The organism is Citrobacter rodentium NBRC 105723 = DSM 16636, from assembly GCF_021278985.1.
Lineage (GTDB): Bacteria > Pseudomonadota > Gammaproteobacteria > Enterobacterales > Enterobacteriaceae > Citrobacter_A > Citrobacter_A rodentium.
This window is the reverse complement of record NZ_CP082833.1, coordinates 2,051,260-2,070,058: the sequence shown is the minus strand read 5'-3', so window position 1 is coordinate 2,070,058 and position 18,799 is coordinate 2,051,260. Positions and strand designations below refer to the sequence as shown.

Sequence of the window (18,799 nt, the reverse complement as noted above, 5' to 3'; positions counted from 1 at the left end):
AGAAGTGATATTCTAGGTTAGTAATCGGTAGCTCTAATTTTCCTTTTATACACTAAGCTATATTGAGTTGATTATTCTTGTTATATAACCTTACGGCATTTAGTGTATCAATGTCGATTTAAATATAAATTTTAAAAATAACCACCAAGCATAAACGCAAGGCTCAGAATTGGAGCTATCATCATCCAGTAAGCCGTGAGCAGTATTATTCCTCAGATTAGGACCAAGTGCTTCAGTGAAAATAGCCTTCAACTCGAAAACAAAACTCTCCCCAAATAAATCTGTAGCTGAATTAAAATTAAGTAATTTTCCCAGGCCGACTTCCTGAGTAATTCCATTTTCATCTGTAATGGTTGTGTTTACTCCCGCACTTTTTAATTTTTGACGTATAATATTCTCAATTTGTGGACATAATAGATATATAGCCGTTCGAAAGTCACGTTCAAAACCATACCATAATGCGTTGGCAACAGATCTGTTATAGTTTCGTGGTATTATTGATGAATAAAAGCACAATGCTTCCATGCCATCTTTAGTTATACGGTGTTCTATTATAATTTGATCGAGAGCCGGAATAATAGTTCCATTAACAATAATGCTCAGATTGAAGTTAAATATCTCCATGATTTTACTAAAGATGATTGATTCATCATCTGATGCACTATTATTACTTGATACACTCGGAGTTCTGGCGATCGTGCGTCCATCTTGTGATATTATGGTCCTTCCAATAGTATTTAGAAAACTTGGTTCAGATAAACTGGCAATAGCCTGTTCTCTTAATGCCGAATAACTTTCTGTAATAAAACCAGTAAAATATAAAATCGCCATCCCCAGTGGATGTTTGTTTGTAACATGAGCAATAGCCTGCTCAGCTTGGGTAGATAAATCAATGCCATCTGTTCGAATCTCATACATATTCTCAAGCGCCTCGGCACCTGTTCTGAGAATGGCTTGTTCGATTTCTTCTAACTTACGCTCTACATTATATTCAGATCTATAGGCTTGTGGAACTTTGCGATAGGCTTGCAAAGCGTCTTCATAAAAGCTGTTCGCAACACCGGGATTTGGATTTTCATCAGAAAGTCGCTGCTCAGCTTCATTTACAAATACTTCAGCGATTCTTACCTGACAGTCGATAGCTCGGTTGTGCTCCTTTGCTTTTCTAAATAACCTCTCTGATACTTTAAAATATGATCGCTTGATATGAAAGGCTAATGATATAGTATCTGGTACGGTGATGTCATCCCCTATTTCAAAAAGAGTTTGAGCAATTGTACTCGTATCATTTCCGAATAAATTCGTTCTATTTATTGATTCACCTATGCGGTATCGCATTAATGGAAAATCTTCATAGCTCAATGTCAATGCTTCTATGAAGCGCTGTCTTATTATTTCAATTGATGTGAAGTTTTTTATTTGAAAACTAAGTACTATGGCTCTTTCCCAACATAGCTGCCCACCTTTCGTCCATTGCTCACTAGTTATTGGAAGTGCTAAGTATGATGAAATAACAATTCTGGCATGTTCAACACTTTTCGGACGTTTACGCAGCCATAATAAATCTGCTAAACGTGCTTTAAGTAATGGAATGTCAATATGACCCAAAATAGATTCTATAAATATAAGATCCTCTATGGTAAGATCGTCTGGAATCATACTTCTACTATTTGAAGAAGTTATAAACGGTCTATAAGGTTCGTTGGGGCTTTCAGGTGTAAGTGCCATAGAACAGAGACTTGCGAAAAAATTCATCATATTCGAAAGTACTTCTGATGTTTCCCTATGATAAGCCTCCGCCAGTTCCTGAAAGTTACATTTTAATGAATGATAACCATGTGTGGTACTTGAGGCTGCGTCTCGCCATCTGCTAGCGAGGAAAAGGTCTGAAGTAAAAGTCATGTCATTAAATCTTATTTATTAATTAGCAATGGGGTAGTTGTAACTCACTTTGTGCCTGCTGTTTTAGGGAAATGTTGCATTATTTATTTTGTTACAACAACCGCCCCCCAGCCTTCCCCCCGCTATCCTGCGCTACTTTAACCCCACCCGCCAGCGCCCCATTCACCGCCACGCCAACCCTCACTCCAGCCCACGTCATCGCCCCCAACCAGAACGTCGGCAGCACTAGAAACATCGACCCCATCACCAGATTGATAATCACGTCATCCTGCGTATTCTGGATCCCGGCCAGATTCCAGCTACTGTGGGTATTGCTGTTGTTGAGCACATCCAGCAGCCAGCTATCGAGCCACCGCGCCAGTTCCCACCAGAAGGTGAGGAAGACTAGGGCGAACTGGACAAACGTCAGCGTCATCACCACTTTCACGTCCCATGCCGAACAGAGCGTTATCAGCGGAATACAGATCACCAGCGCCATTTGCAGCAGCGCCTGTACCATCGGCAGAGCCTGGCGCACGCTGTCGAATGCCGTGAACGCCGCTATGCTACCGAGGATATTTCCGGCGTTGGATGCCAGCCGGGTGGCGGCATTGGCGACGGTGCCATCGACATTGCCACCATAGCCGGGGTAAACGCGCCCGTTCTGTGATACCTGCATCTTTCGTTCACTGACCAGCGAGCGCAGCACGGCCTCTTCGTATACTGCCTGGGACTGGCCGATCTTTTTAAACGCTGTCCAGATATCCGGAGCCGGGAGTTGCAGAAGTCGGGCCTTCAGCCCAACCGTATCGTCGGCCCACCACTGTTTACAGGTGGGATAACCGCCTGCACCTATATCGGCCAGCCTGGCATCGCGTGATGTGCTGTATGGCCACGCACTGTGCGGTGAAAGCGCATGGTCGGTATCGTAGTAACCCGCCGTGTTGAGAAAGTACGCTGATCCCAGCCAAGCCGTATCGTCACTGGTGTCATCGTCCAGCTCTCCGGCGTGGAATTTCAAACGGGCGTGGGAAGGGGCATAACACTCTTCAACAAAATCAAGTAACTCCTGAGCCAGCGCCGGATCCTTGATTCGGGTGTACTGCACCTCAAAGCGGATCTGACGCAGGTCAGGCTGGCAGGGCAGGGTAGCAACCGTTGCGCTGGTGATACCTTTGCTAATTACATGAATAAAGTACCACCAGATCGGGACGGCGGCGGTTTTACCGCCCAGCGAGTTTATAATCGGTTGATAGCCGGTATCGGCGGGCTGTGGCACCGACATACCGCACTGCTTTGAGCGCGTGGTGTCATATTTGATGGTATCGAGGTCGATGTTCAATATCGGCACGCAGGTGAACATAATCACCAGCAATGAGGTGTACATCAGGTGCTCGGTCCATACCAAAGACAGGGCGGCTTTATTGCCCTCATCCGCCCCCTGACTTCTGGCCTGTAACCATAGCGCCAGCAGCTTAATCAGCAGCGGCAGGGCGAATAATCCGGTGGCGCTTATCGCGTTCCACAACCCGTTATTGACCATCCAGCCGAGCAGCGTCAGAAAGTATTCCAGATAGCTGTTGGTCGTCACCGGAATACCTCTGGCACGATTTCGTTGAGTACAATCAGTATGATAAATATCAGCGCGATATGGCGAATTGCCGGACGATGTGGCGGCAAGCGGTCATACAGATGCCAGCCCACACCGGAAATCGCAGCGTACAGCGTTATGCGCCAGGGCAGCAGGTCACTACGGTTAATCTGCGGTGTATTGTCAGCAGCCAGATAAAACATCACTGCCATGCAGACCAGAAGCAGGAAGCTGGACAGTATCAGCCATTTCATTGTGTATCCCCGCCCGTGGATTTGCTGAGATCGTCCACCCGTTTGTCGGTGTCGTCTTCTACGCCGACAGCCTGGCCTTTAGTCTTCGCGCGCATCGTCTGGCGTTCAAGGATGGTGAGCGCCGCGTTATCTGCCAGCGCCTGGCGCATATCCAGTTCCAGCTTAAGCTGTGACAGTTCCTGGTCGAGCTGGGCGATGGTTTGGGTCAATGCGGTTTGTGCTTCTTTTTCACCGGAGATATTGGGTTTGCGCATTCCTGCCAGCAGCGTGCGCCGGGCCATCAGCGCCTGTTCCATCACACGGGAGAGCGCCAGTTCGCCGGAGAGCCGCTGGATAAGTACCGCTGCATCAGGATCGTCGCGCAGCGCCTCAATCACGCCGCGCGTTAGATGCAGTTCGCCGCCGCTGGCCTGCGCCAGCGTGTCATCGTTAACAGGCTGGCTGCGTTCACCATATCGATAATCAGCGGCTGGATCTTATCCTACTCTTCCTGAATCAGCGGCGTCAGCCCGACACCGGATTGTGCGCCGCTTTGCTGGTCAGTGTCGTCGGATTGATCGTTATCCGGGGCGACGTTAATGGTCTGTTCGCCAACCACCCGTGTGAGCCATTGCGCGACGTCGTCGGGTTTGCTCCATACCTGGCAAAGTTCCCCCTGACAGTCGTTGCTGGATACCGAACTGGTACTGGTTGCGCTGCGATTATTGAGAATGTTGTAGCCTGCAACCGTCGTATCGCGTATCAGTTTGATGGGCGGCTGGCCTTTGCCGCCGCGATGTTCACCATCAACCCAGCGTTTGCCTTTCTCTGCCGCCTCTTCGGCAGCTCTTTGTTCGGCGCGAACGGCGTCTTTTTCGCTGGCCGCAATCCCCTGATAGTTCTCAGCCTGGGCGCTTTGCGTCCAGGCTGGGCCGAGCGCGTAATCCGTCATCTTGCCAGCCATCTTCTGGCAACTTAATAGTGATTTATCGAAGTCGAGCCGTCCCTGAAGCACGCCGTTGGTCAGCAGATCGTAGAGCTGGGGATTAGCACGTTGGATCACCATTGCGGGCAGGCTGGCGACCGCACTGGTCGCGCTTTCGACAACCTCGCCCATCAGTTGCTGGAAGCCGTCCGTTACACCGTTGAGCTGATTACGCACCGTGGTATCGATATCGAAATTGCCGCACATCATGTCGCTGTTCCAGCTTACGCCTGCCGTCAGCGGGAAGGTGTTGCGCCGTGTTGGCGGTGGAGAGATGGCCGCACCGCCGCCGATGCGATAATACATCCAGTCGCTGATCGCCCCCTGTTGTTTGTATTGATATTTGTCGTCTGCCGGGGCGAGAAAGGCGACGAATAGAAGACACCAGGCTGAGCGCATAGTTAACCTCCGCTGCTGCCAAGAAAGGTCTGCCCACGATGCGGGCAGCATTTATAGGGCCGCCACAGCGTCCAGACATATGCACCATCCTCCGCCAGTTTATCGGCGTAAGAATCGGTGGAGGAGCCATCCGGGAAGATGGCGCAGGAGGCGGATTTTTTGGGAACCAGCATTTGCCATTGGTGGTTACTGCTGTCGCCTTCCATAGCACCTATCTGATCCTCGGCAGTATTACCGCCGTATTCACTCTGTTGTCCGCTTTCTTGCTAACGGTGACCCCACGCCAGAAAACGGCGGACGCCTGCGCACCCGTCACACTCTAATGGAGAGAACATTATGCAACCGAATATTCTGGTCTTTTTCACCGATCAACAGCGCTGGGATACGGTGGGCTGCTACAACCCTGCCGTCAGTACCACCCCGGTGCTGGACCAGCTTGCCCGCGAGGGCGTGAAGTTCGAAAACGCCTTTACCGTCCAGCCGGTCTGCGGCCCGGCGCGTTCCTGTCTGCAAACCGGACGTTACCCGACGCAGAACGGCTGTTATCGCAATAATATCGCCATGCGACAGGATGAGGTGACGCTGGCGAAACTGTTCATTCAGGCGGGATATGACACTGCCTATATCGGGAAGTGGCACCTGGCGGATCTGGATGAAAAACCGGTGCCGGAAGAACTGCGCGGCGGCGGACGATCCAGCCAGCAGAAACTGCGAGCCAATATATTCGGCGGCGTTGGATTTACGTTCGTCGGGGATGCAGGGCAGGCCGTGAGGGTCGGACAGCCAGCCGATATTGCCCTCCGTGCCGCTCCCGGTTTTATCGCCTTCGGCGGGTAGCGTGCGTATCGTGCCGTCGCGGAAGACAAAGGTGATTGATGTTAAGCTGCCGCGCACGCAGGAGAGCGTCCAGTCGCCGGTGGCACTGCCGGAGATCACCGCGCCTTCAATGTCGGGCAACTCGATGCCGTTGGCGGTGAGGTTATCGCGGCCAATCAGCACCTTGAATGGGTAAGGATCGGTGACGCTGCCATTAAGCGGAATGCGTCCCAGCAGTGCGGTCATCGCCACCGAACCGATTAACGTGCTGTTCTGCGGCAGAGTGTAGACCGGTTTGACGGCGGCGGGCGGTGGAGTTTCAGGTTGTGGTGTAGGGCTCTGCATCGCAGAAGGAAAGGCCAGCGCAGGCTGCAGTGGACGACCGTTCTTATCCGTCGGCAGGGCATCGGCGGGGGCTATCCAGCGCATTGGCTCGCTGGAGGCCACTTCAGTTTCATCAATGCCCAGCCCCGGCCAGTGAGTCATCCGTTGTTCTGTTGCCTTTAAGCTGCTGGATCTGCGTCTGTAGCGAGCTGAGCAATTCGTTTTGCTGTTCTGAAGCGCTGGTTTGCTGGCGGTTAATGGCCTCGTTGATACGACTGTCGGTATTCTGCTCGCGTTCATGCAGGCGCTGATTTTCCTGCACCAGTGCGGCGTTGCTGGCTTTCACCGTCTCCAGTTCCTTACGCCAGAGCTTCATCTGGCCGACCAGCGTGGCGACGGTATCGGCGGGCGTATCGCCCTCAATCCCCAGAGCCTTCAGCTCGTCCTGACAGAGGGGCGTTGCAGGCGTTGAGGATTTTGCCGGTGTGGTTTTGCGGTCCTGACAGGCATGAAACAGCAGAACGCTGCCCGCCAGCAGGATAAGTGGTGTCAGGATCCGCAGCAGGATATTAGCCTGAAGCTTCATTTTTTCTTCTCCGGCGCAGGCTCTGGCAGGATCGCCTGTTCAGGACGATGATTGCGGGTGATGAGATAGAGCACGGTGGTGTCTTCGGCGCTGCCCGCAGGCCCCAGCCAGCGATGCTGAAAGGAGGAGGCGTAAAACCACCCATGAAGCTGGCGCGGATCGAGTTCCATCCGGGTGGCGCTTTTATTCTGAAGCCGGATCGCCGCCAGGTGGTAAGGATCCAGCCGCCAGCCGCCGATCGGTATGGCGTTGACGGGTAACGCGGGCAGCAGAGTGGTGATGGTTTTTGCCAGCCGCACGCCTTCGGGCTGAACGCCCGGCAAAGGCTCCACGGTGCGTAGCGGGGCATACAGCATCTGCGCGGCATAGCGGGTGAGCGCGACCGGCAGCGGCGTGGAGGGTAAGGGGTCTGGAACTGCATCGGGCTTTGCGTCAGTCGTTTTTTTCTCTTCGCGGACAATGCGCATCGGCTCCCGGATGTGCTCGCCCTTGCTGGCAGAGACATCCAGCAAAATCAGCTCACCGTTCTCTGTGTCCTGAAGCTGTAGTCGGGTGGCGGCAAACGGCTGGCTGGCGAGCAGGTACAGCGTGCCGTTGCTGCTCTGAATGCGCAGCTTGCCTTCGAGCGCGGCGAGATAGCCCACCCGGACATTACGATCGACAAAGACGATCCGTTCTTGCCCGATGTTCAGCGCCACCGGCAGCGGGATACGTTCCCACTTCATCAATTCGACGGCGTGCAGGGGCAGGGCAACCAGCAGGATCAGCAGCGGGCGTGTATTCATGGTTTAGCCGTCTCCAGCTTCTGCGGCGGCGATGAGAAACAGCCCAGCGCCAGCCCCCACGGGTTTTTCTGTTGGTCGATGTTGTAGCGCAGTACTTTGATGGGGTAACGGACCATCGCCCGCTTGACGGGTTCGGAGTGGAAATACTCATCGACGGTCAGATCCAGCGTCACAATCCAGTTGTCGCGGTCGAGGATCTGCACCTGCTTATCACTGAATCCCCGACCGGGGATTTCATATACGCCGCGTACCCGGTCGCGCAGCTCGCCGTTTTGCAGGCACTGGTGAAATTCACGGTCAATCTGGCTGTAGCAGCCGGGGGTAAGATAGGCCCGTAGGGCGCTGAGGTTACGGGGATAATTGGCCTCGCCGTTGGTCGGCCAGCGGTTAATCTGCTGAAACACTGAAACACTGAAACACTGAAACACTGAAACACTGAAAACGCAAAGGCGTACACTGTGGCAGGCGGCACTTCCCACCACGGACGCTGACTGGCCGCGCGGAGATCCGGCGGCAGGTACACCGTAAGCTGGCGTGGGGCGCTATACCAGCCGAATCCCATGCCTGATGCCAGCAGGAATAACGCGACCAGCGCAATATGCAGGGTGCGGATATGCCCATCCCGCGCGGCCAGCGCGTGCTTAAAGGTGCTTATCGTCGGCTCCGGCGAATGGCCCAGACGCCATCGTGCAGAACAAAACGCTGAGTGCCAATGCCGAAGCGGGCCAGTTTCAGCTTCAGCGCCCGGTACAGCCAGCTCTCCGGGCGCCCGCGCTTCAGCCGTGCCAGCCAGCGTCCACCGCAGAGGATCGCCAGCGTAGCGCCGGGCAGGGCGCTGCCGGGTATAAGGCTCCAGTTTCGCCATAGAACTGCTGGAATGGTTCCAGTGATTGCGCCGGTAGTCAGTCCGAACAGCAGCGCTATCAGCAGCTCGCTGACCGTCAGACCGCGAAACACCGCAGGCTCGCGGTTCAGCCGTTCCGGGAGCAAGGGAATGGTGCTCATGGCTTACAGGATGTCCGAAGCCTGGTTGAGTAACCAGATGGTGATCATCAGCAGAACCGCGCCGACACCCGCCATTGCCCCCAAGTCCTTCCACTGCTTACGCCCGCCCTGAATTTCGGAGTAGGTGGCGATGCAGTTATTGGCGACCACCAGAAAACCCACGGCGCAGACGCCCAGCGTCATCAGGATCACGATGTCATAACCATAGTTCTGCAAGGTTTCCATGATGCCGTCGCCCTGACCGCGTGAGGGATCTTCCATCTCTGGCAGATCGGCCCGGACGGGCAGGGCCGGGAGCCACAGCAGCACTCTGAATAGCCATTTTTTCATAATGCCTCCTGAAGCTGCTAACTCAGTACCAGCCAGAAGCTGACCAGTAGCAGTAAGATGGTTCGCCCGCTGATGCTGCCCAGCGCTCGCCAGCTTAGCCGCGCGGTTGCCACGCCACGGTAGGCGTCATTCAGCACCCAGACCACCCACAACAGCAGAAAGGCGCTGAACAGGCCGAGCATCACCAGGCTGACGGCATCGGGCTTTATCAGACTGGCGGCCTGGAAAGCGCTGATTTGTTCGGGGGTCATGGCGTGGTTTTCTCCTCACGGTATTGCCCGACTAGCGTTGCTGTATCTCGCGGCTGGGCGCGGGCAGGTGTGAGGTAATGTTCAATCCCGTTACGCAGAGTAGTGATATCGTCGTGGATATGTGGGTAGTCGAAGTAGTAGCGTTCGTTGATACCGGTTCTGGCGCTTTGCTGAGCGCGGTTAAGTGAGGCTTCAATTTGGGTAAGCTGGTTGAGGGACAGGGTTAGCTCTTCGCGCTTGGTGAGGGGGCTGCGAAAATACCTCTCGTATGGCATAGAGTTATGAAAAGTATGAAAAACGTATAACAGGGTTTCATGATACATTATCCCGATAACCTATTTTGAACAATAGTAGGGAAGCATTACTGCAAGAACTGTAGGAAAATGTTTATCCACGTGTTATGTTTTTAACTGATTGTGGTAAGTTATCTTTTTCTATTGTTATGCTTCATATTATTCGCTACGCATGTATCATTTATATGGATAAAGATAAAATTTTGCAACGTATGCAAATTCCCTATTGTTTTTCAATGTATTTTAAGGAGGGTTATAAGTATGTCTACGGATAAATATAATAAATACTTTGGTATAACTAAATTCACGATTAGGCCTACAGATAAACATATTCGAGCGTTTTCTCAAGTTGCCGATATACGAAAATTTGAAATCGATATGTATTGGAAAAGAGCAGCTTACTTCTGGACTATTATAGCTGTAACATTTACTGGTTTTTTCGCTTTATCTGCCTCAAGTTCTTTTCCTTATAAAGATCTCTTTTTATTGTTGCTTTCTAATATGGGATTGGTCTTCACATTTTCATGGTATTTGGTGAATCGCGGTAGCAAATATTGGCAAGAAAATTGGGAAAATCATCTTGATCACATGGAGGATAAAATCACAGGGCCTCTTTATAAGACAATATTAGAAAGGCCTAAAGTTAGCAATAAAAAGAATAATAAAATTGATCATTTTTTTACTGGCCCCAGTAAATTATCTGTTTCTAAAATAAATCAATGGGTTGCTATATATATATGCTTCATCTGGTTTTTTCTAATAATGATAGCATCATCGAGTGTTTTTATTGAGTTGAAAAACATCATGCCCATTCCAAAATCATATGTGGCCATGGGTTTTATAGTGCTTTCTTTTATTGCAATGATTCTTATGTATTGGAAAGGAAAGACGCATTCGGGGGAGCATTTATCATCATTAGTTGAAAGGTATTCTCGTATAGTTCCATGATATCAAGAAGAGATATTACCATTATAAGTAATATCTCGTGGTTATTGTGGAAAATATAAAAATTATTTCTTCTTCGGTTTATGTCTTCGACGCAATGCTCGACTATGTATAGAACGCTCTTTAATCAATTCTTGATTAAAGAGCGTAGTGTCAGATGCCATTTGCTCATAAAGGTTATTATTATTCCTTACTTTTTTCAATATGCTTAGTAAGATAGGTGATGCCTCTACACGCCCCTTATCCATAAAAAAGCATAACTGTTTTGCAAAGAAATATAATGTAATAGAATAAGAAAGAACTGTTATCTGAACCCAAAGTGATTGCACTATGTTATATTCACCATCTGCAACTTTGAATGTTAGATAAAGAAAATAAAAAGAAGTTGATACGCTAAAAAGTGAAAAAAAGAACGCTACTTTTTTAGGGTATGATCTGCTGCCAACTTTATAGGTAAACAAACGAAAGGTACCTATATTTCCAAATACTAAAAAACCGAACCCAGCCATGCTAATATCAATAGCTGTATTTGTAAATTGCATGGAGGATAAATTGTATAATAATAGGGTAAAAACAAATAGAGACACCAAACTAATAAATTCTATTCTTACACCTCTATAGAACTCTATCATATAAGGGGAGCTCTTCTTTAGGGTTGCCATAATAAAATCTAACAAATAAACAAATGCAACTATCCATGTTGCCGATGGTAATTGATATTTATAGAGGCTTATGAGCATAGCAATTGGCGATGTTAGATTAAATGGAAATGCAATATAAGACCAAATTATTGATACTGCGACAGATAAGTAAACTATAGCCTTCACTATATAGCACTCTTTTTACGTATCGATTGAGCTTTATTTATACCATGAATAAGTTGTGACGTGTTATACATAGCCACATGGTTATGAAATATTATAAATATTTTTTGAATGTGCCGACAGCCACAGATATGCCAATTCCAGTTATCATTGCTCCCAGCACTAACACAACCCCCGGCTCAAGAAAAACCGGTACCGTCAGCCACACCAGTCCCGTCGCTATCAAGCAGGATGAAATCATACGCCTTGCATGGTGATAAACAAACCCGGACTCATGGCCTGCGCCGAACCGCCGTAAGTCGCGTCTTACTAACCCGTCAATCAGCCCGATGATGATAGTCAGAGCAAACAGTGGCAGCGCCTGCAACAGAATCGCCAGCCGCAGCAGAAAGGTGAGGGTGACGTTACCCGCAGACAGTAACGCACAGCGGATCATCGAAGTGACGGTTTCCGTCCAGAACAACCCATTTTGCCCGTTGAACGAATGAACCAGCGCCGCAATCCCTTGCTGCAGCGTATCGCTGACAAGCGCCAGATCTTCTACTAACCACACTGGTGCGCTAGCGGAACCCCGCCATCACTGCCATGTTGCCTTCAATACCTGTTCACTATGGCTGGCGCAGGAGTTCCGCCAGAAAAATGCATCACCCAGCCACTCCAGCGCTATCGCCAGCATCCATGCGCCGAGGCAAAAGCCAACCAGCACGCCGGGTAATAATACGAGCCAGCCGAGCAATCCGGGGTGGCGCACAGGGTGTGGCGCATGTTCGGGCATCAGTGCAGTGGCAACGTAATGTAGCGGCAGAGGAATCGTGCCTCGTGCGCCTCATCCAGCCGTATCTGAAAAATGTCGTGTTCGCCCTGCGGTGATGTAGCTTCACGCCATGCCTGAAAGCCCTGCAAATTCATGCGAGCGATAATCTGGTCGGGCATTTCTCCCTGCGTCAACGCACCTACCGCCTGTTGCAGGGGAAGTGGCAAGGTTTGCGCGGGCCATATAACTTCAACGCTTACGAGATGGCGATGTGTCCGGGGTGTCATCGGTCAGTTTCTCCGTGGTTTCGCTGTCGTACTGTTTTTCCATATAGCGGGCGATTTGCGCGATGTTTTCCGGCATCAGCGGATCGTGCGCGGTATCCGGTAACGGGATGCGTAACTTCCAGAGCTGGCTGCCTTCCAGCAGAGCGAACGCTTGACCTTTGGGAAGTTGCACCAGTGAGGCGGGTTCCAGTAGCGCCACTTGTACGCTGCTCACGCGATCCTGGGTGTTGCTGGAAAAACTAATGCCGCCCTGAGCGTCGGCGCTGTCGGTGACGCCGGAACTGACACTGTTGCTGAGCACGTCTACCTGTGGCAGTTGTCTGGTCAGCAGTTCGGCGGTAGCGGTCTCCCGCACTCGCATCATGATCAGGCTGTTGAAGTTGCCGACCATCTGGCCCGCTTTGGCGCGGTCGCCGATGCGGGCTTCGATATCGGAGAGCGTCTGGGTGTAAGCCGTGACCTGCACGCCCGCACCACCGCCTTTGTTGATCAGCGGAATAAATTCATCGCCCATCAGTTCGCTGAACTCATCGCAGTGCAGGTTGATTGCCGATTTTTCTTCCGTTTGTGGCAGGCCATCCATCACGCCGTGCTTGTAGATATGCCCGGCGACGCTAACCAGATCGGCAAACATCGAGTTGCCGACGGCGGCGGCGATCTCAGCATCGGATAGCGCATCCAGCCCAACATACACAATCGCCCGTTGGCGAATCGCCTGCAGCCAGTCGAACACCGGGCGCGGGTCGTTGAGATTGCCGTAGTCCAGGGCCAGCAGTTGGGCGATTTTCCCGGTGGTCAGTTTTTCCAGCAGCGGCAGCAGCGAGGCGACGATCTTATCGAAATAGGTTTTGTCGTAGCGCACGGCAGAACGCAGGCCGTCGAGGATCGGGTCATGCAGGCGGGTAGTGGAAAGGTACTGCTCCAGCGCGACGACGTAGCTGTCCCGTCCCTGAAGGTTACGCGGCGTGTTTTTCTCGGTGATGCCACCGGCAATCCGCACCACGTTGTCCCATGCCTGGCGGTCGTGACCGGGCAGAAAGGCGCGGGTGTAGTCGATAAACAGTTCGTCGATATTGATAATGTGACGGGCGATGCGGGCGTAGACCGGTCGCTGGTCCAGCGCAACCAGGGCGCGGGTGATGATGTTGACGAAGCGCCATGCGAACTCGCGGAAGGCAGCGGAGTTGCCCTCCGTGGAAAGCTGCCCGGCGATACGGCTGGCCACTCCCGAGATGCGGCCAAAGCGCCCGACAGCGTTGTAGCGGGCGGAGATCTCCGGCCAGCCAAGATGGAACAGCCAGAAGACATTTTCTCGCCCGGCTCGGTGCGCTTCTGCCCAGACGCGACGCAGCAGGTCTGCGTCACCCTTGGGGTCAAAAACAGGTGGATATCCTGAGCAATCAGCAGTTCTGCCAGCCGGGTTTTGCCGACGCGGGTAGTGCCGAGGACCAGCGTATGCTCCGGTCGGTCGCGCGGCGGCAACGTGACGCGGCCTTCGCGCAACTCCACGCCGTGCAGCAGCGGATCGCCGCCGCTGGCGCTGTAAAGCTCCACCGCCGGGCGCAGGATAAAATCAAGCCTCACTGTTCCAGCCCCTTGTCGGTGATAAGTACTGGATAAGCGCTGATGGGCAGGTTTTTTGCCATATCGTCGGCGCTGACGGGGAGCAGCGTTAACGTCGGTGCGATGGCCCGCAGGGCATTCAACCGCGTCAGCGTGGTGACGTTCACGACCAGCCCGGTGGCGTGCAGGGTTTTTAACGCGTCCCGGTGCTGGCGCAGCCATTCTGTGGACAGCGGATCGTCGCCGATTAAGAACAGCGGCGTCATCCCTGGCAGGCTGAGCGCCAGATGGGGTTGCTGACCGGGATGAAGATTGTGGGTGACGACCGGCAGCAACCGGGCCTCAACCAGCGCCCAGCCAGCTTCCGGGGGAGGCATTGTAGTGCTGACGCAGCAGCAGGGCGGTGACGGTGAGATTGTCCGCCGGATCGAAGCTGGCGCACAGCGAGGGAAACCAGTGCCCGTTCCAGCCGAGGTTAATTTGTCCCAGCCCGGCGTCGATGCGTTTCATGCTGCGGGTGCGGGCGAAGGCCAGTAATGCCTGGCAGGCTGAAGAACGGCTGGGGTAACGGTAGCCGGTTCCGGCAATATTCAGCGTCCACGGCCACGGATGTAGTCCCTGCGCCAGACGGGTGCCGCTTTCCGCGCGGGCTACCGCGTAGAGCAGTTCAGCCGGAACCTGCTGCTGGCGGGCAATTTGCGCATACAGCGGCGGCACGGCACAGGCGTGGGCGCAGATAAGCAGGCCGACTGTCAGGGTGCAGAGACGGGACGCCATTGCTCCCCCTGTTGTTCCAGCAATAACGGTAACTTTCCACCACCGAGGCGTTGCCAGCGCCCGTTATCGTGATTAAGCGTTATCTGCCCGCGCTCGACTTTGCGCATATCAATATGCTGGCGCTGCGCCCAGCGTTGCAGGCTGGCATCGTCGTTACGGCTGTTAACCAGCCAGATATCCAGCGGGCGGTCATCGTTGATAAGCTTCTGCGCCAGCGTCTCGCAGGCTGGGCATTTTTCACTGACGAACAGCGCTATTCGTGGCTGGACGACGCTGCGGATGGGCGTCAGCGTCGGATAAAGCCGCTTCCACGCCTGGTCGTAGGCACGCTGGAACGCCAGCTCTTTCTCCACCCGCTGATGCTCTTTACGGGCCAGCAGCTCAGCATAGCGCTGGCGTTCAGCGTCGCTGTTGGCTTCCACGCCGAGGGTGGTGAGGGGATCGAGCCCCGGCGACCAGATGCCGCGCTCGCCCTGACGCAGTTGCTGGTAGTGCTGCCATTCGCTGTCGGTTAATCCCCACTGCTGTGCCTGCGTGTGGGTGATGGTCTGTTCTTCAATACGGGTTTGCTGTGGGCTGGCAAACAGCGGCAGTAGCAGAAGGCACAGCAACAGATATCTGCGCATTGCGGTTTATCCTCCTGCGTTCAGCGTCAGCCGCTGCCCGCCTTTACGGAAAGTAGCGTGACTGCCGTCCAATTGCAGCAATTGCCAGCCCTGCACGCTGTCGCCGGGGGCCACAAGCTGAAGCTGTGAGAGCGAGCGATAGCCGGATGGGGCGATGACGGCGAACTGCCGCCCGGCGCGAAACTCGCTGCTGATAAGAGAAAAAGGGGCCTTTGCGGCCCAAAGCGGAGATGAGACGGGACGTTTTGCCTTTGCGCGGCTGCGCGTGGCGGACTGTTGTTGCAGGTGTTGATAACTGCTGCTCAGGGTCTGGACTTGTTTCTCCAGCGCCTTGATCTGTTCGTTAATGGGTTGAAGGTGTTCGGCCTGCGCGCTGGCGGCATCGTTAAGCTGTCTGGCAAGGGCTTCCGTGCGATCGGTGATGTTTTTTACGGCAACCTTCAGTTCTCGGTAATTGTCGTCTGGCTGCGGTTGGTTGTGCCATTGCGCCATCTGGCGTTGTGTTTGTAGCTGTGCCAGCGTCAGGGCATTCAGGCGGTTGAAGCCCCAGAACATCGCCGCTACCAGCAGAAGGAGAGCGCTGCCTGCTATCAGGTAAGCCAGATGTTTAAGCATGATGGTCCCCCGTTCCCGGCGTGTTCAGGTGAAAACAAACTTCGCGGTTCAGTACATCGGTCTGCATCAGCCAGCCCGGCCCGGCCAGCGTTTTCAGCGCCTCTTCCAGTCGCATCGGGCCGAGCCGGTATTGCGAAAGCGGCAGTGGTTTGCCAGCCAGAAACTGCGTTGGATGGTCATCGGCGCACAGGCTGTAGCCGCTCTGTTTCAGCAGCCAGGCGAAGGCGTCGCCAACGGTGAGCTTCAGGTTCAGCGGCAGGTTGATGTTGATGATTTGGTGCAGCGGGTTGCGCTGAGCTTCGTCAGGGCGGGTGTTGATCAGCAGGTAGCGGTCATAGCGCACCACTTCAGGCGCGGGCGGTGGTGTTGGTTTTGGCGCAGGCACAGCGGGCTGTTGCGGTGAGTTGCAGCCGTCCAGCATCAGCAGTGTGATAACCCATCCTGTTATTCGCGCCATTGTTTCTCTGAATCTGGTGAGGAATAGCCCGAGGGTGCGCAAAGGTGGAAGGGCAGACAACGCGAAATTGTTTTTCGGTGATGAAAAAAAGACGCCCGGAGTGGGCGTCACGATAAAGATTCAGGCGGCATCAGCTTCTGCCTCTGCTTCCTGGTTTCCGGCCTGCCAGACGACTTCGCCGTCGATTTTGATAAGGCCAATATAGAGCAGTCGGGCTTTCAGGCTGACGCCCGTTTCGCCTTTACGCTCGCCTTTGCTGTAGGTGAACATATCAACGTATAAGTCGCCCAACCGGAAGTGGATTAGCACTTTGCGCTTTTCATTGACCGCCTGCTCGCAGCGGGCAATCAGCTTACGCGCTTCGCTACCGGTGACTTTGCAGTCAAAGCGGACATAGTCCACGTCATCGGCAGCCCCGCTTAATGCGGCAATGTCGCAGCATAAAAAGGGTTCGCCGCGTTTTGGGGTGACGGTACGGACACGGTTAACGTAACCCAGACCGCTGGTGTACAGATTGAAGTAAGTTTTCTCGCTCATAGGATCCTCCCGCGTGGTTACACGCGTTACCTGGTGATATGCTGAGTGCATCGGGTGAAAGGGATGCGCGGAGATGATGCTGCGCATTTAAAAGGCGATGGAACCACGCCGTACGGCGGGTAGCGTGAAGGTTCCGGCTACCGAATAAGCAAGGGGATTTAAACGAGGGGGAAGGGAAATTGCGAGGCGATATTCTGTTTGCTGCACCTTAAATATCGTGTTCCGCGCGGAGGCTGTTAAGGTGCAGCGGGCTGAAGGGGTCACTGGCCGCGTCGGATTACGCGCGATTTCTGTCAGCAGTGTAAATCGCAAAAACTGGCGCTTGCGCACAAACGGATCCCGTTGTTATCCGGTGGGTACCGGAAACATGCAGGCGGTCCGGGCGGATAGCGAGACGGCTGTCGCCCGAAATGAGGCTGAACAGTGGCGTAAAGGTTGTTTTGCGTGACGGAAACGTCACGAGCGCGAATAGGCAAAACAAACCGCGCAGTCAGGTATGGCGTGAGAGTAATCGCGTAGTCGCTTAGTGTCGCGCTGCAATTCATGTCCTGCCTCAGCTATTTTGCTGCCCCTGATACAGCATTTCTGCCTGTTCCATCTTTTCCTGACACTCCCGCGCCTGGCGGATAATGAAGGTCAGTACCGACATCTGCATATTGAATACGATGCGGTCCCGCTCTATTTCCAGCAGAGCATCTCTGGCACGTTGCGGGATTTTGGGATCGCTAATCAGGTTGCAAAATGCCGGGGCGCCGGATTTGTTGTTCTGCTGGTTACGCCAGCGTAGGAAGTTCGCGCCGGAGGGGGCAGGGCCGATGGTGAATATCAGCGGAAGCTGGCGTACGGGGTAGCGTCTGGCGCTCTGGATCAGGCGCTGCATTAACGGCTCCATCATCTCGCGCACGCTTCGGGCGTAGCTCTCCAGCAGCTCCAGCTCCCCCTTACTCTTAAAAGGCTTTAAAAGGCCTTTTAGCGTGGAGACGTAAGCCAGCATTTTATAGTCTTCATCAGCCAGCGATTGATAGCCGGTTATGGGGTTATTCATCATCAGTAACTCTGGGATTTTCGGTCTCGCCAGGCAACGGTGATGAAAACGATGAGCGCAGTTTGCCGCTCAGTATCGCTTCCGGCAGCGGGCCTAAATGCTCAATAGCGGCTCTGGCCTGCGGCGTGTCGTCGATAAAGTCCTGACGGGTCAGGCCGGAACCGTGATACTTCTGCGCCAGGCCGAAGGCGCTGCGGATAACCGTTGCTCCGTTATTTAATCGGTTGTACATTTCCCTGCGGGAGATGACGGCGATATGCGAGGCCAGCAGAAGCTGGCGTGCGAGCTGGTCGAAATCGGTCAGTAGATAAACGCCCTGATAGGCCAGTGGAGCGTTGATAAAAAGCGGAAAGTGGGCAGGCTGAACATTGAAGCAGTTTTCAATATCGATGCCTTCCGGCAATTCGCTGAACATGCTTTTCGCCTGATCCAGCATCACTTGCATCAACTTACGCGACTGCACCAGTTTCTCTTCCATACGCAGCATCCACAGATCGGCATAAGGATCGTTATGTTCTGCGGCAATGCGCATCTGGTTGAGGATTTCGATAAAGCGCGGCATTCCGATGATTGGTGCAGGGCCATTCTCTGTCGCCCGCTGTCCGGTCCACAGCCGGGTGGCGTTGTGAGTGTGAAGCTGAATATGGATCGCACTACGCAGGGGACCCATGTTGAAGGTGTAGTCCGACATATGTGTTTCCTGTTGCGGGTGGGTGTCAACGCAGAGTGATGGCGGGAGGGATTGTGAGCAATGGGAAAACGCATACGAGAAGATTGCTGGGAGAGATATTAATAACGTTATACTCTGTTAGATAATATTTTTAAGTTTGTAAGGGCTTCTCTCTTATTAATTGATGTCGAGGATTAGTTATCCTTGTAACTTTGTTTTT

Annotated in this window: 18 protein-coding genes and 8 pseudogenes; 2 read left to right on the top strand and 24 right to left on the bottom strand. The window is 53.2% G+C overall.

Annotation, left to right across the window (positions count from 1 at the left end):
* Positions 1 to 99: 99 nt before the first annotated feature.
* The 5 genes and pseudogenes from K7R23_RS09790 to K7R23_RS09770 all read right to left on the bottom strand — a co-directional run.
* Positions 100 to 1,902, bottom strand: a complete 1,803-nt coding sequence (locus K7R23_RS09790) for a DUF4209 domain-containing protein (protein WP_012907421.1) — start codon at positions 1,900 to 1,902, stop codon at positions 100 to 102.
* Positions 1,903 to 1,993: 91 nt separating this feature from the next.
* The gene (locus tag K7R23_RS09785) at positions 1,994 to 3,472 is read right to left on the bottom strand and encodes a conjugal transfer protein TraG N-terminal domain-containing protein (protein WP_012907422.1); all 1,479 of its coding nucleotides are present in this window, start codon (positions 3,470 to 3,472) and stop codon (positions 1,994 to 1,996) included.
* Entirely contained in the window at positions 3,469 to 3,726 is a 258-nt protein-coding gene (locus K7R23_RS09780; RefSeq protein ID WP_012907423.1) for a hypothetical protein, read from the bottom strand. The genes K7R23_RS09785 and K7R23_RS09780 overlap by 4 nt, the downstream gene beginning before the upstream one ends.
* Positions 3,723 to 5,089 (bottom strand): annotated as a pseudogene (locus K7R23_RS09775) (integrating conjugative element protein). Before K7R23_RS09775 ends, K7R23_RS09780 begins: the two are co-directional and overlap by 4 nt.
* A 2-nt stretch (positions 5,090 to 5,091) precedes the next feature.
* Positions 5,092 to 5,292 (bottom strand): annotated as a pseudogene (locus K7R23_RS09770) (TraU family protein); the annotation flags it as partial.
* 133 nt (positions 5,293 to 5,425) lie between these two features.
* Here K7R23_RS09770 and K7R23_RS09765 point away from each other — a divergent pair.
* Positions 5,426 to 5,776 (top strand): annotated as a pseudogene (locus tag K7R23_RS09765) (sulfatase-like hydrolase/transferase); the annotation flags it as partial.
* Here the strand turns inward: K7R23_RS09765 and K7R23_RS09760 are convergent.
* The 7 genes and pseudogenes from K7R23_RS09760 to K7R23_RS09730 all read right to left on the bottom strand — a co-directional run.
* Positions 5,765 to 6,529, bottom strand: a pseudogene (locus K7R23_RS09760) (TIGR03752 family integrating conjugative element protein); the annotation flags it as partial. The pseudogenes K7R23_RS09765 and K7R23_RS09760 overlap by 12 nt on opposite strands.
* Before the next feature lie 282 nt (positions 6,530 to 6,811).
* Positions 6,812 to 7,600, bottom strand: coding sequence for a TIGR03749 family integrating conjugative element protein (locus K7R23_RS09755; RefSeq protein ID WP_012907424.1), 789 nt, complete (start codon positions 7,598 to 7,600; stop codon positions 6,812 to 6,814).
* A pseudogene (locus K7R23_RS09750) lies at positions 7,597 to 8,255 on the bottom strand (PFL_4703 family integrating conjugative element protein). Before K7R23_RS09750 ends, K7R23_RS09755 begins: the two are co-directional and overlap by 4 nt.
* The gene (locus K7R23_RS09745; protein ID WP_012907425.1) at positions 8,252 to 8,605 is read right to left on the bottom strand and encodes a TIGR03750 family conjugal transfer protein; all 354 of its coding nucleotides are present in this window, start codon (positions 8,603 to 8,605) and stop codon (positions 8,252 to 8,254) included. Before K7R23_RS09745 ends, K7R23_RS09750 begins: the two are co-directional and overlap by 4 nt.
* Before the next feature lie 3 nt (positions 8,606 to 8,608).
* The gene (locus tag K7R23_RS09740; RefSeq protein ID WP_012907426.1) at positions 8,609 to 8,935 is read right to left on the bottom strand and encodes a TIGR03745 family integrating conjugative element membrane protein; all 327 of its coding nucleotides are present in this window, start codon (positions 8,933 to 8,935) and stop codon (positions 8,609 to 8,611) included.
* A gap of 17 nt (positions 8,936 to 8,952) precedes the next feature.
* A complete protein-coding gene (locus K7R23_RS09735; protein ID WP_012907427.1) occupies positions 8,953 to 9,186 on the bottom strand; it encodes a TIGR03758 family integrating conjugative element protein in 234 nt (77 codons plus the stop codon).
* The gene (locus K7R23_RS09730; RefSeq protein ID WP_042623193.1) at positions 9,183 to 9,461 is read right to left on the bottom strand and encodes an integrative conjugative element protein, RAQPRD family; all 279 of its coding nucleotides are present in this window, start codon (positions 9,459 to 9,461) and stop codon (positions 9,183 to 9,185) included. The genes K7R23_RS09735 and K7R23_RS09730 overlap by 4 nt, the downstream gene beginning before the upstream one ends.
* A gap of 279 nt (positions 9,462 to 9,740) precedes the next feature.
* Between K7R23_RS09730 and K7R23_RS09725 the strand changes: the two genes are divergently transcribed.
* On the top strand, positions 9,741 to 10,427 hold the full coding sequence (locus K7R23_RS09725) for a RipA family octameric membrane protein (protein ID WP_012907430.1): 687 nt from the start codon (positions 9,741 to 9,743) through the stop codon (positions 10,425 to 10,427).
* A gap of 62 nt (positions 10,428 to 10,489) precedes the next feature.
* On the opposite strand, the gene K7R23_RS09720 is transcribed toward K7R23_RS09725, so the two are convergent.
* From K7R23_RS09720 to K7R23_RS09665, 12 genes and pseudogenes are all read right to left on the bottom strand, one after another.
* Entirely contained in the window at positions 10,490 to 11,251 is a 762-nt protein-coding gene (locus K7R23_RS09720) for a hypothetical protein (RefSeq protein ID WP_012907431.1), read from the bottom strand.
* Positions 11,252 to 11,342: 91 nt separating this feature from the next.
* A pseudogene (locus K7R23_RS09715) lies at positions 11,343 to 12,023 on the bottom strand (TIGR03747 family integrating conjugative element membrane protein).
* A complete protein-coding gene (locus K7R23_RS09710; RefSeq protein WP_042623192.1) occupies positions 12,023 to 12,289 on the bottom strand; it encodes a hypothetical protein in 267 nt (88 codons plus the stop codon). The pseudogene K7R23_RS09715 and the gene K7R23_RS09710 overlap by 1 nt, the downstream one beginning before the upstream one ends.
* Positions 12,252 to 13,831: pseudogene (gene traD / locus K7R23_RS09705) on the bottom strand (type IV conjugative transfer system coupling protein TraD); the annotation flags it as partial. The pseudogene traD and the gene K7R23_RS09710, both read right to left, overlap by 38 nt.
* Positions 13,832 to 13,869: 38 nt before the next feature.
* Positions 13,870 to 14,229 carry an integrating conjugative element protein gene (locus K7R23_RS09700; RefSeq protein ID WP_024132900.1) on the bottom strand — a complete coding sequence of 120 codons (360 nt, stop codon included), beginning with the start codon at positions 14,227 to 14,229 and terminating at the stop codon, positions 13,870 to 13,872.
* Positions 14,201 to 14,629 (bottom strand): annotated as a pseudogene (locus K7R23_RS09695) (lysozyme family protein); the annotation flags it as partial. The gene K7R23_RS09700 and the pseudogene K7R23_RS09695, both read right to left, overlap by 29 nt.
* Positions 14,605 to 15,255 (bottom strand): TIGR03759 family integrating conjugative element protein, encoded by a 651-nt coding sequence (locus K7R23_RS09690; protein ID WP_012907432.1) that lies wholly within the window; start codon positions 15,253 to 15,255, stop codon positions 14,605 to 14,607. The gene K7R23_RS09690 and the pseudogene K7R23_RS09695, both read right to left, overlap by 25 nt.
* Positions 15,256 to 15,261: 6 nt before the next feature.
* Positions 15,262 to 15,870: a hypothetical protein gene (locus K7R23_RS09685; protein ID WP_012907433.1), complete on the bottom strand. Its 609-nt coding sequence runs from the start codon at positions 15,868 to 15,870 to the stop codon at positions 15,262 to 15,264.
* Complete coding sequence (gene pilL2 / locus K7R23_RS09680; protein ID WP_024132902.1) at positions 15,863 to 16,327, bottom strand: PFGI-1 class ICE element type IV pilus protein PilL2; 465 nt, start codon at positions 16,325 to 16,327, stop codon at positions 15,863 to 15,865. The genes K7R23_RS09685 and pilL2 overlap by 8 nt, the downstream gene beginning before the upstream one ends.
* 120 nt (positions 16,328 to 16,447) lie before the next feature.
* The gene (locus K7R23_RS09675) at positions 16,448 to 16,864 is read right to left on the bottom strand and encodes an STY4534 family ICE replication protein (RefSeq protein WP_012907434.1); all 417 of its coding nucleotides are present in this window, start codon (positions 16,862 to 16,864) and stop codon (positions 16,448 to 16,450) included.
* A gap of 553 nt (positions 16,865 to 17,417) precedes the next feature.
* Positions 17,418 to 17,912 carry a DUF3158 family protein gene (locus tag K7R23_RS09670; protein WP_024132904.1) on the bottom strand — a complete coding sequence of 165 codons (495 nt, stop codon included), beginning with the start codon at positions 17,910 to 17,912 and terminating at the stop codon, positions 17,418 to 17,420.
* A complete protein-coding gene (locus K7R23_RS09665; RefSeq protein ID WP_012907437.1) occupies positions 17,902 to 18,600 on the bottom strand; it encodes a PFL_4669 family integrating conjugative element protein in 699 nt (232 codons plus the stop codon). Before K7R23_RS09665 ends, K7R23_RS09670 begins: the two co-directional genes overlap by 11 nt.
* Between the last annotated feature and the right edge of the window lie 199 nt (positions 18,601 to 18,799).

What these genes read in the sequence shown, in the direction of transcription:
- K7R23_RS09790 (WP_012907421.1), bottom strand. Translation starts at nt 1,902, where the DNA reads ATGACTTTTACTTCAGACCTTTTCCTCGCTAGCAGATGGCGAGACGCA.
- K7R23_RS09780 (WP_012907423.1), bottom strand. Translation starts at nt 3,726, where the DNA reads ATGAAATGGCTGATACTGTCCAGCTTCCTGCTTCTGGTCTGCATGGCA.
- K7R23_RS09755 (WP_012907424.1), bottom strand. Translation starts at nt 7,600, where the DNA reads ATGAATACACGCCCGCTGCTGATCCTGCTGGTTGCCCTGCCCCTGCAC.
- K7R23_RS09745 (WP_012907425.1), bottom strand. Translation starts at nt 8,605, where the DNA reads ATGAGCACCATTCCCTTGCTCCCGGAACGGCTGAACCGCGAGCCTGCG.
- K7R23_RS09740 (WP_012907426.1), bottom strand. Translation starts at nt 8,935, where the DNA reads ATGAAAAAATGGCTATTCAGAGTGCTGCTGTGGCTCCCGGCCCTGCCC.
- K7R23_RS09735 (WP_012907427.1), bottom strand. Translation starts at nt 9,186, where the DNA reads ATGACCCCCGAACAAATCAGCGCTTTCCAGGCCGCCAGTCTGATAAAG.
- K7R23_RS09730 (WP_042623193.1), bottom strand. Translation starts at nt 9,461, where the DNA reads ATGCCATACGAGAGGTATTTTCGCAGCCCCCTCACCAAGCGCGAAGAG.
- K7R23_RS09725 (WP_012907430.1), top strand. Translation starts at nt 9,741, where the DNA reads ATGTCTACGGATAAATATAATAAATACTTTGGTATAACTAAATTCACG.
- K7R23_RS09710 (WP_042623192.1), bottom strand. Translation starts at nt 12,289, where the DNA reads ATGACACCCCGGACACATCGCCATCTCGTAAGCGTTGAAGTTATATGG.
- K7R23_RS09700 (WP_024132900.1), bottom strand. Translation starts at nt 14,229, where the DNA reads ATGCCTCCCCCGGAAGCTGGCTGGGCGCTGGTTGAGGCCCGGTTGCTG.
- K7R23_RS09690 (WP_012907432.1), bottom strand. Translation starts at nt 15,255, where the DNA reads ATGCGCAGATATCTGTTGCTGTGCCTTCTGCTACTGCCGCTGTTTGCC.
- K7R23_RS09685 (WP_012907433.1), bottom strand. Translation starts at nt 15,870, where the DNA reads ATGCTTAAACATCTGGCTTACCTGATAGCAGGCAGCGCTCTCCTTCTG.
- pilL2 (WP_024132902.1), bottom strand. Translation starts at nt 16,327, where the DNA reads ATGGCGCGAATAACAGGATGGGTTATCACACTGCTGATGCTGGACGGC.
- K7R23_RS09675 (WP_012907434.1), bottom strand. Translation starts at nt 16,864, where the DNA reads ATGAGCGAGAAAACTTACTTCAATCTGTACACCAGCGGTCTGGGTTAC.
- K7R23_RS09670 (WP_024132904.1), bottom strand. Translation starts at nt 17,912, where the DNA reads ATGATGAATAACCCCATAACCGGCTATCAATCGCTGGCTGATGAAGAC.
- K7R23_RS09665 (WP_012907437.1), bottom strand. Translation starts at nt 18,600, where the DNA reads ATGTCGGACTACACCTTCAACATGGGTCCCCTGCGTAGTGCGATCCAT.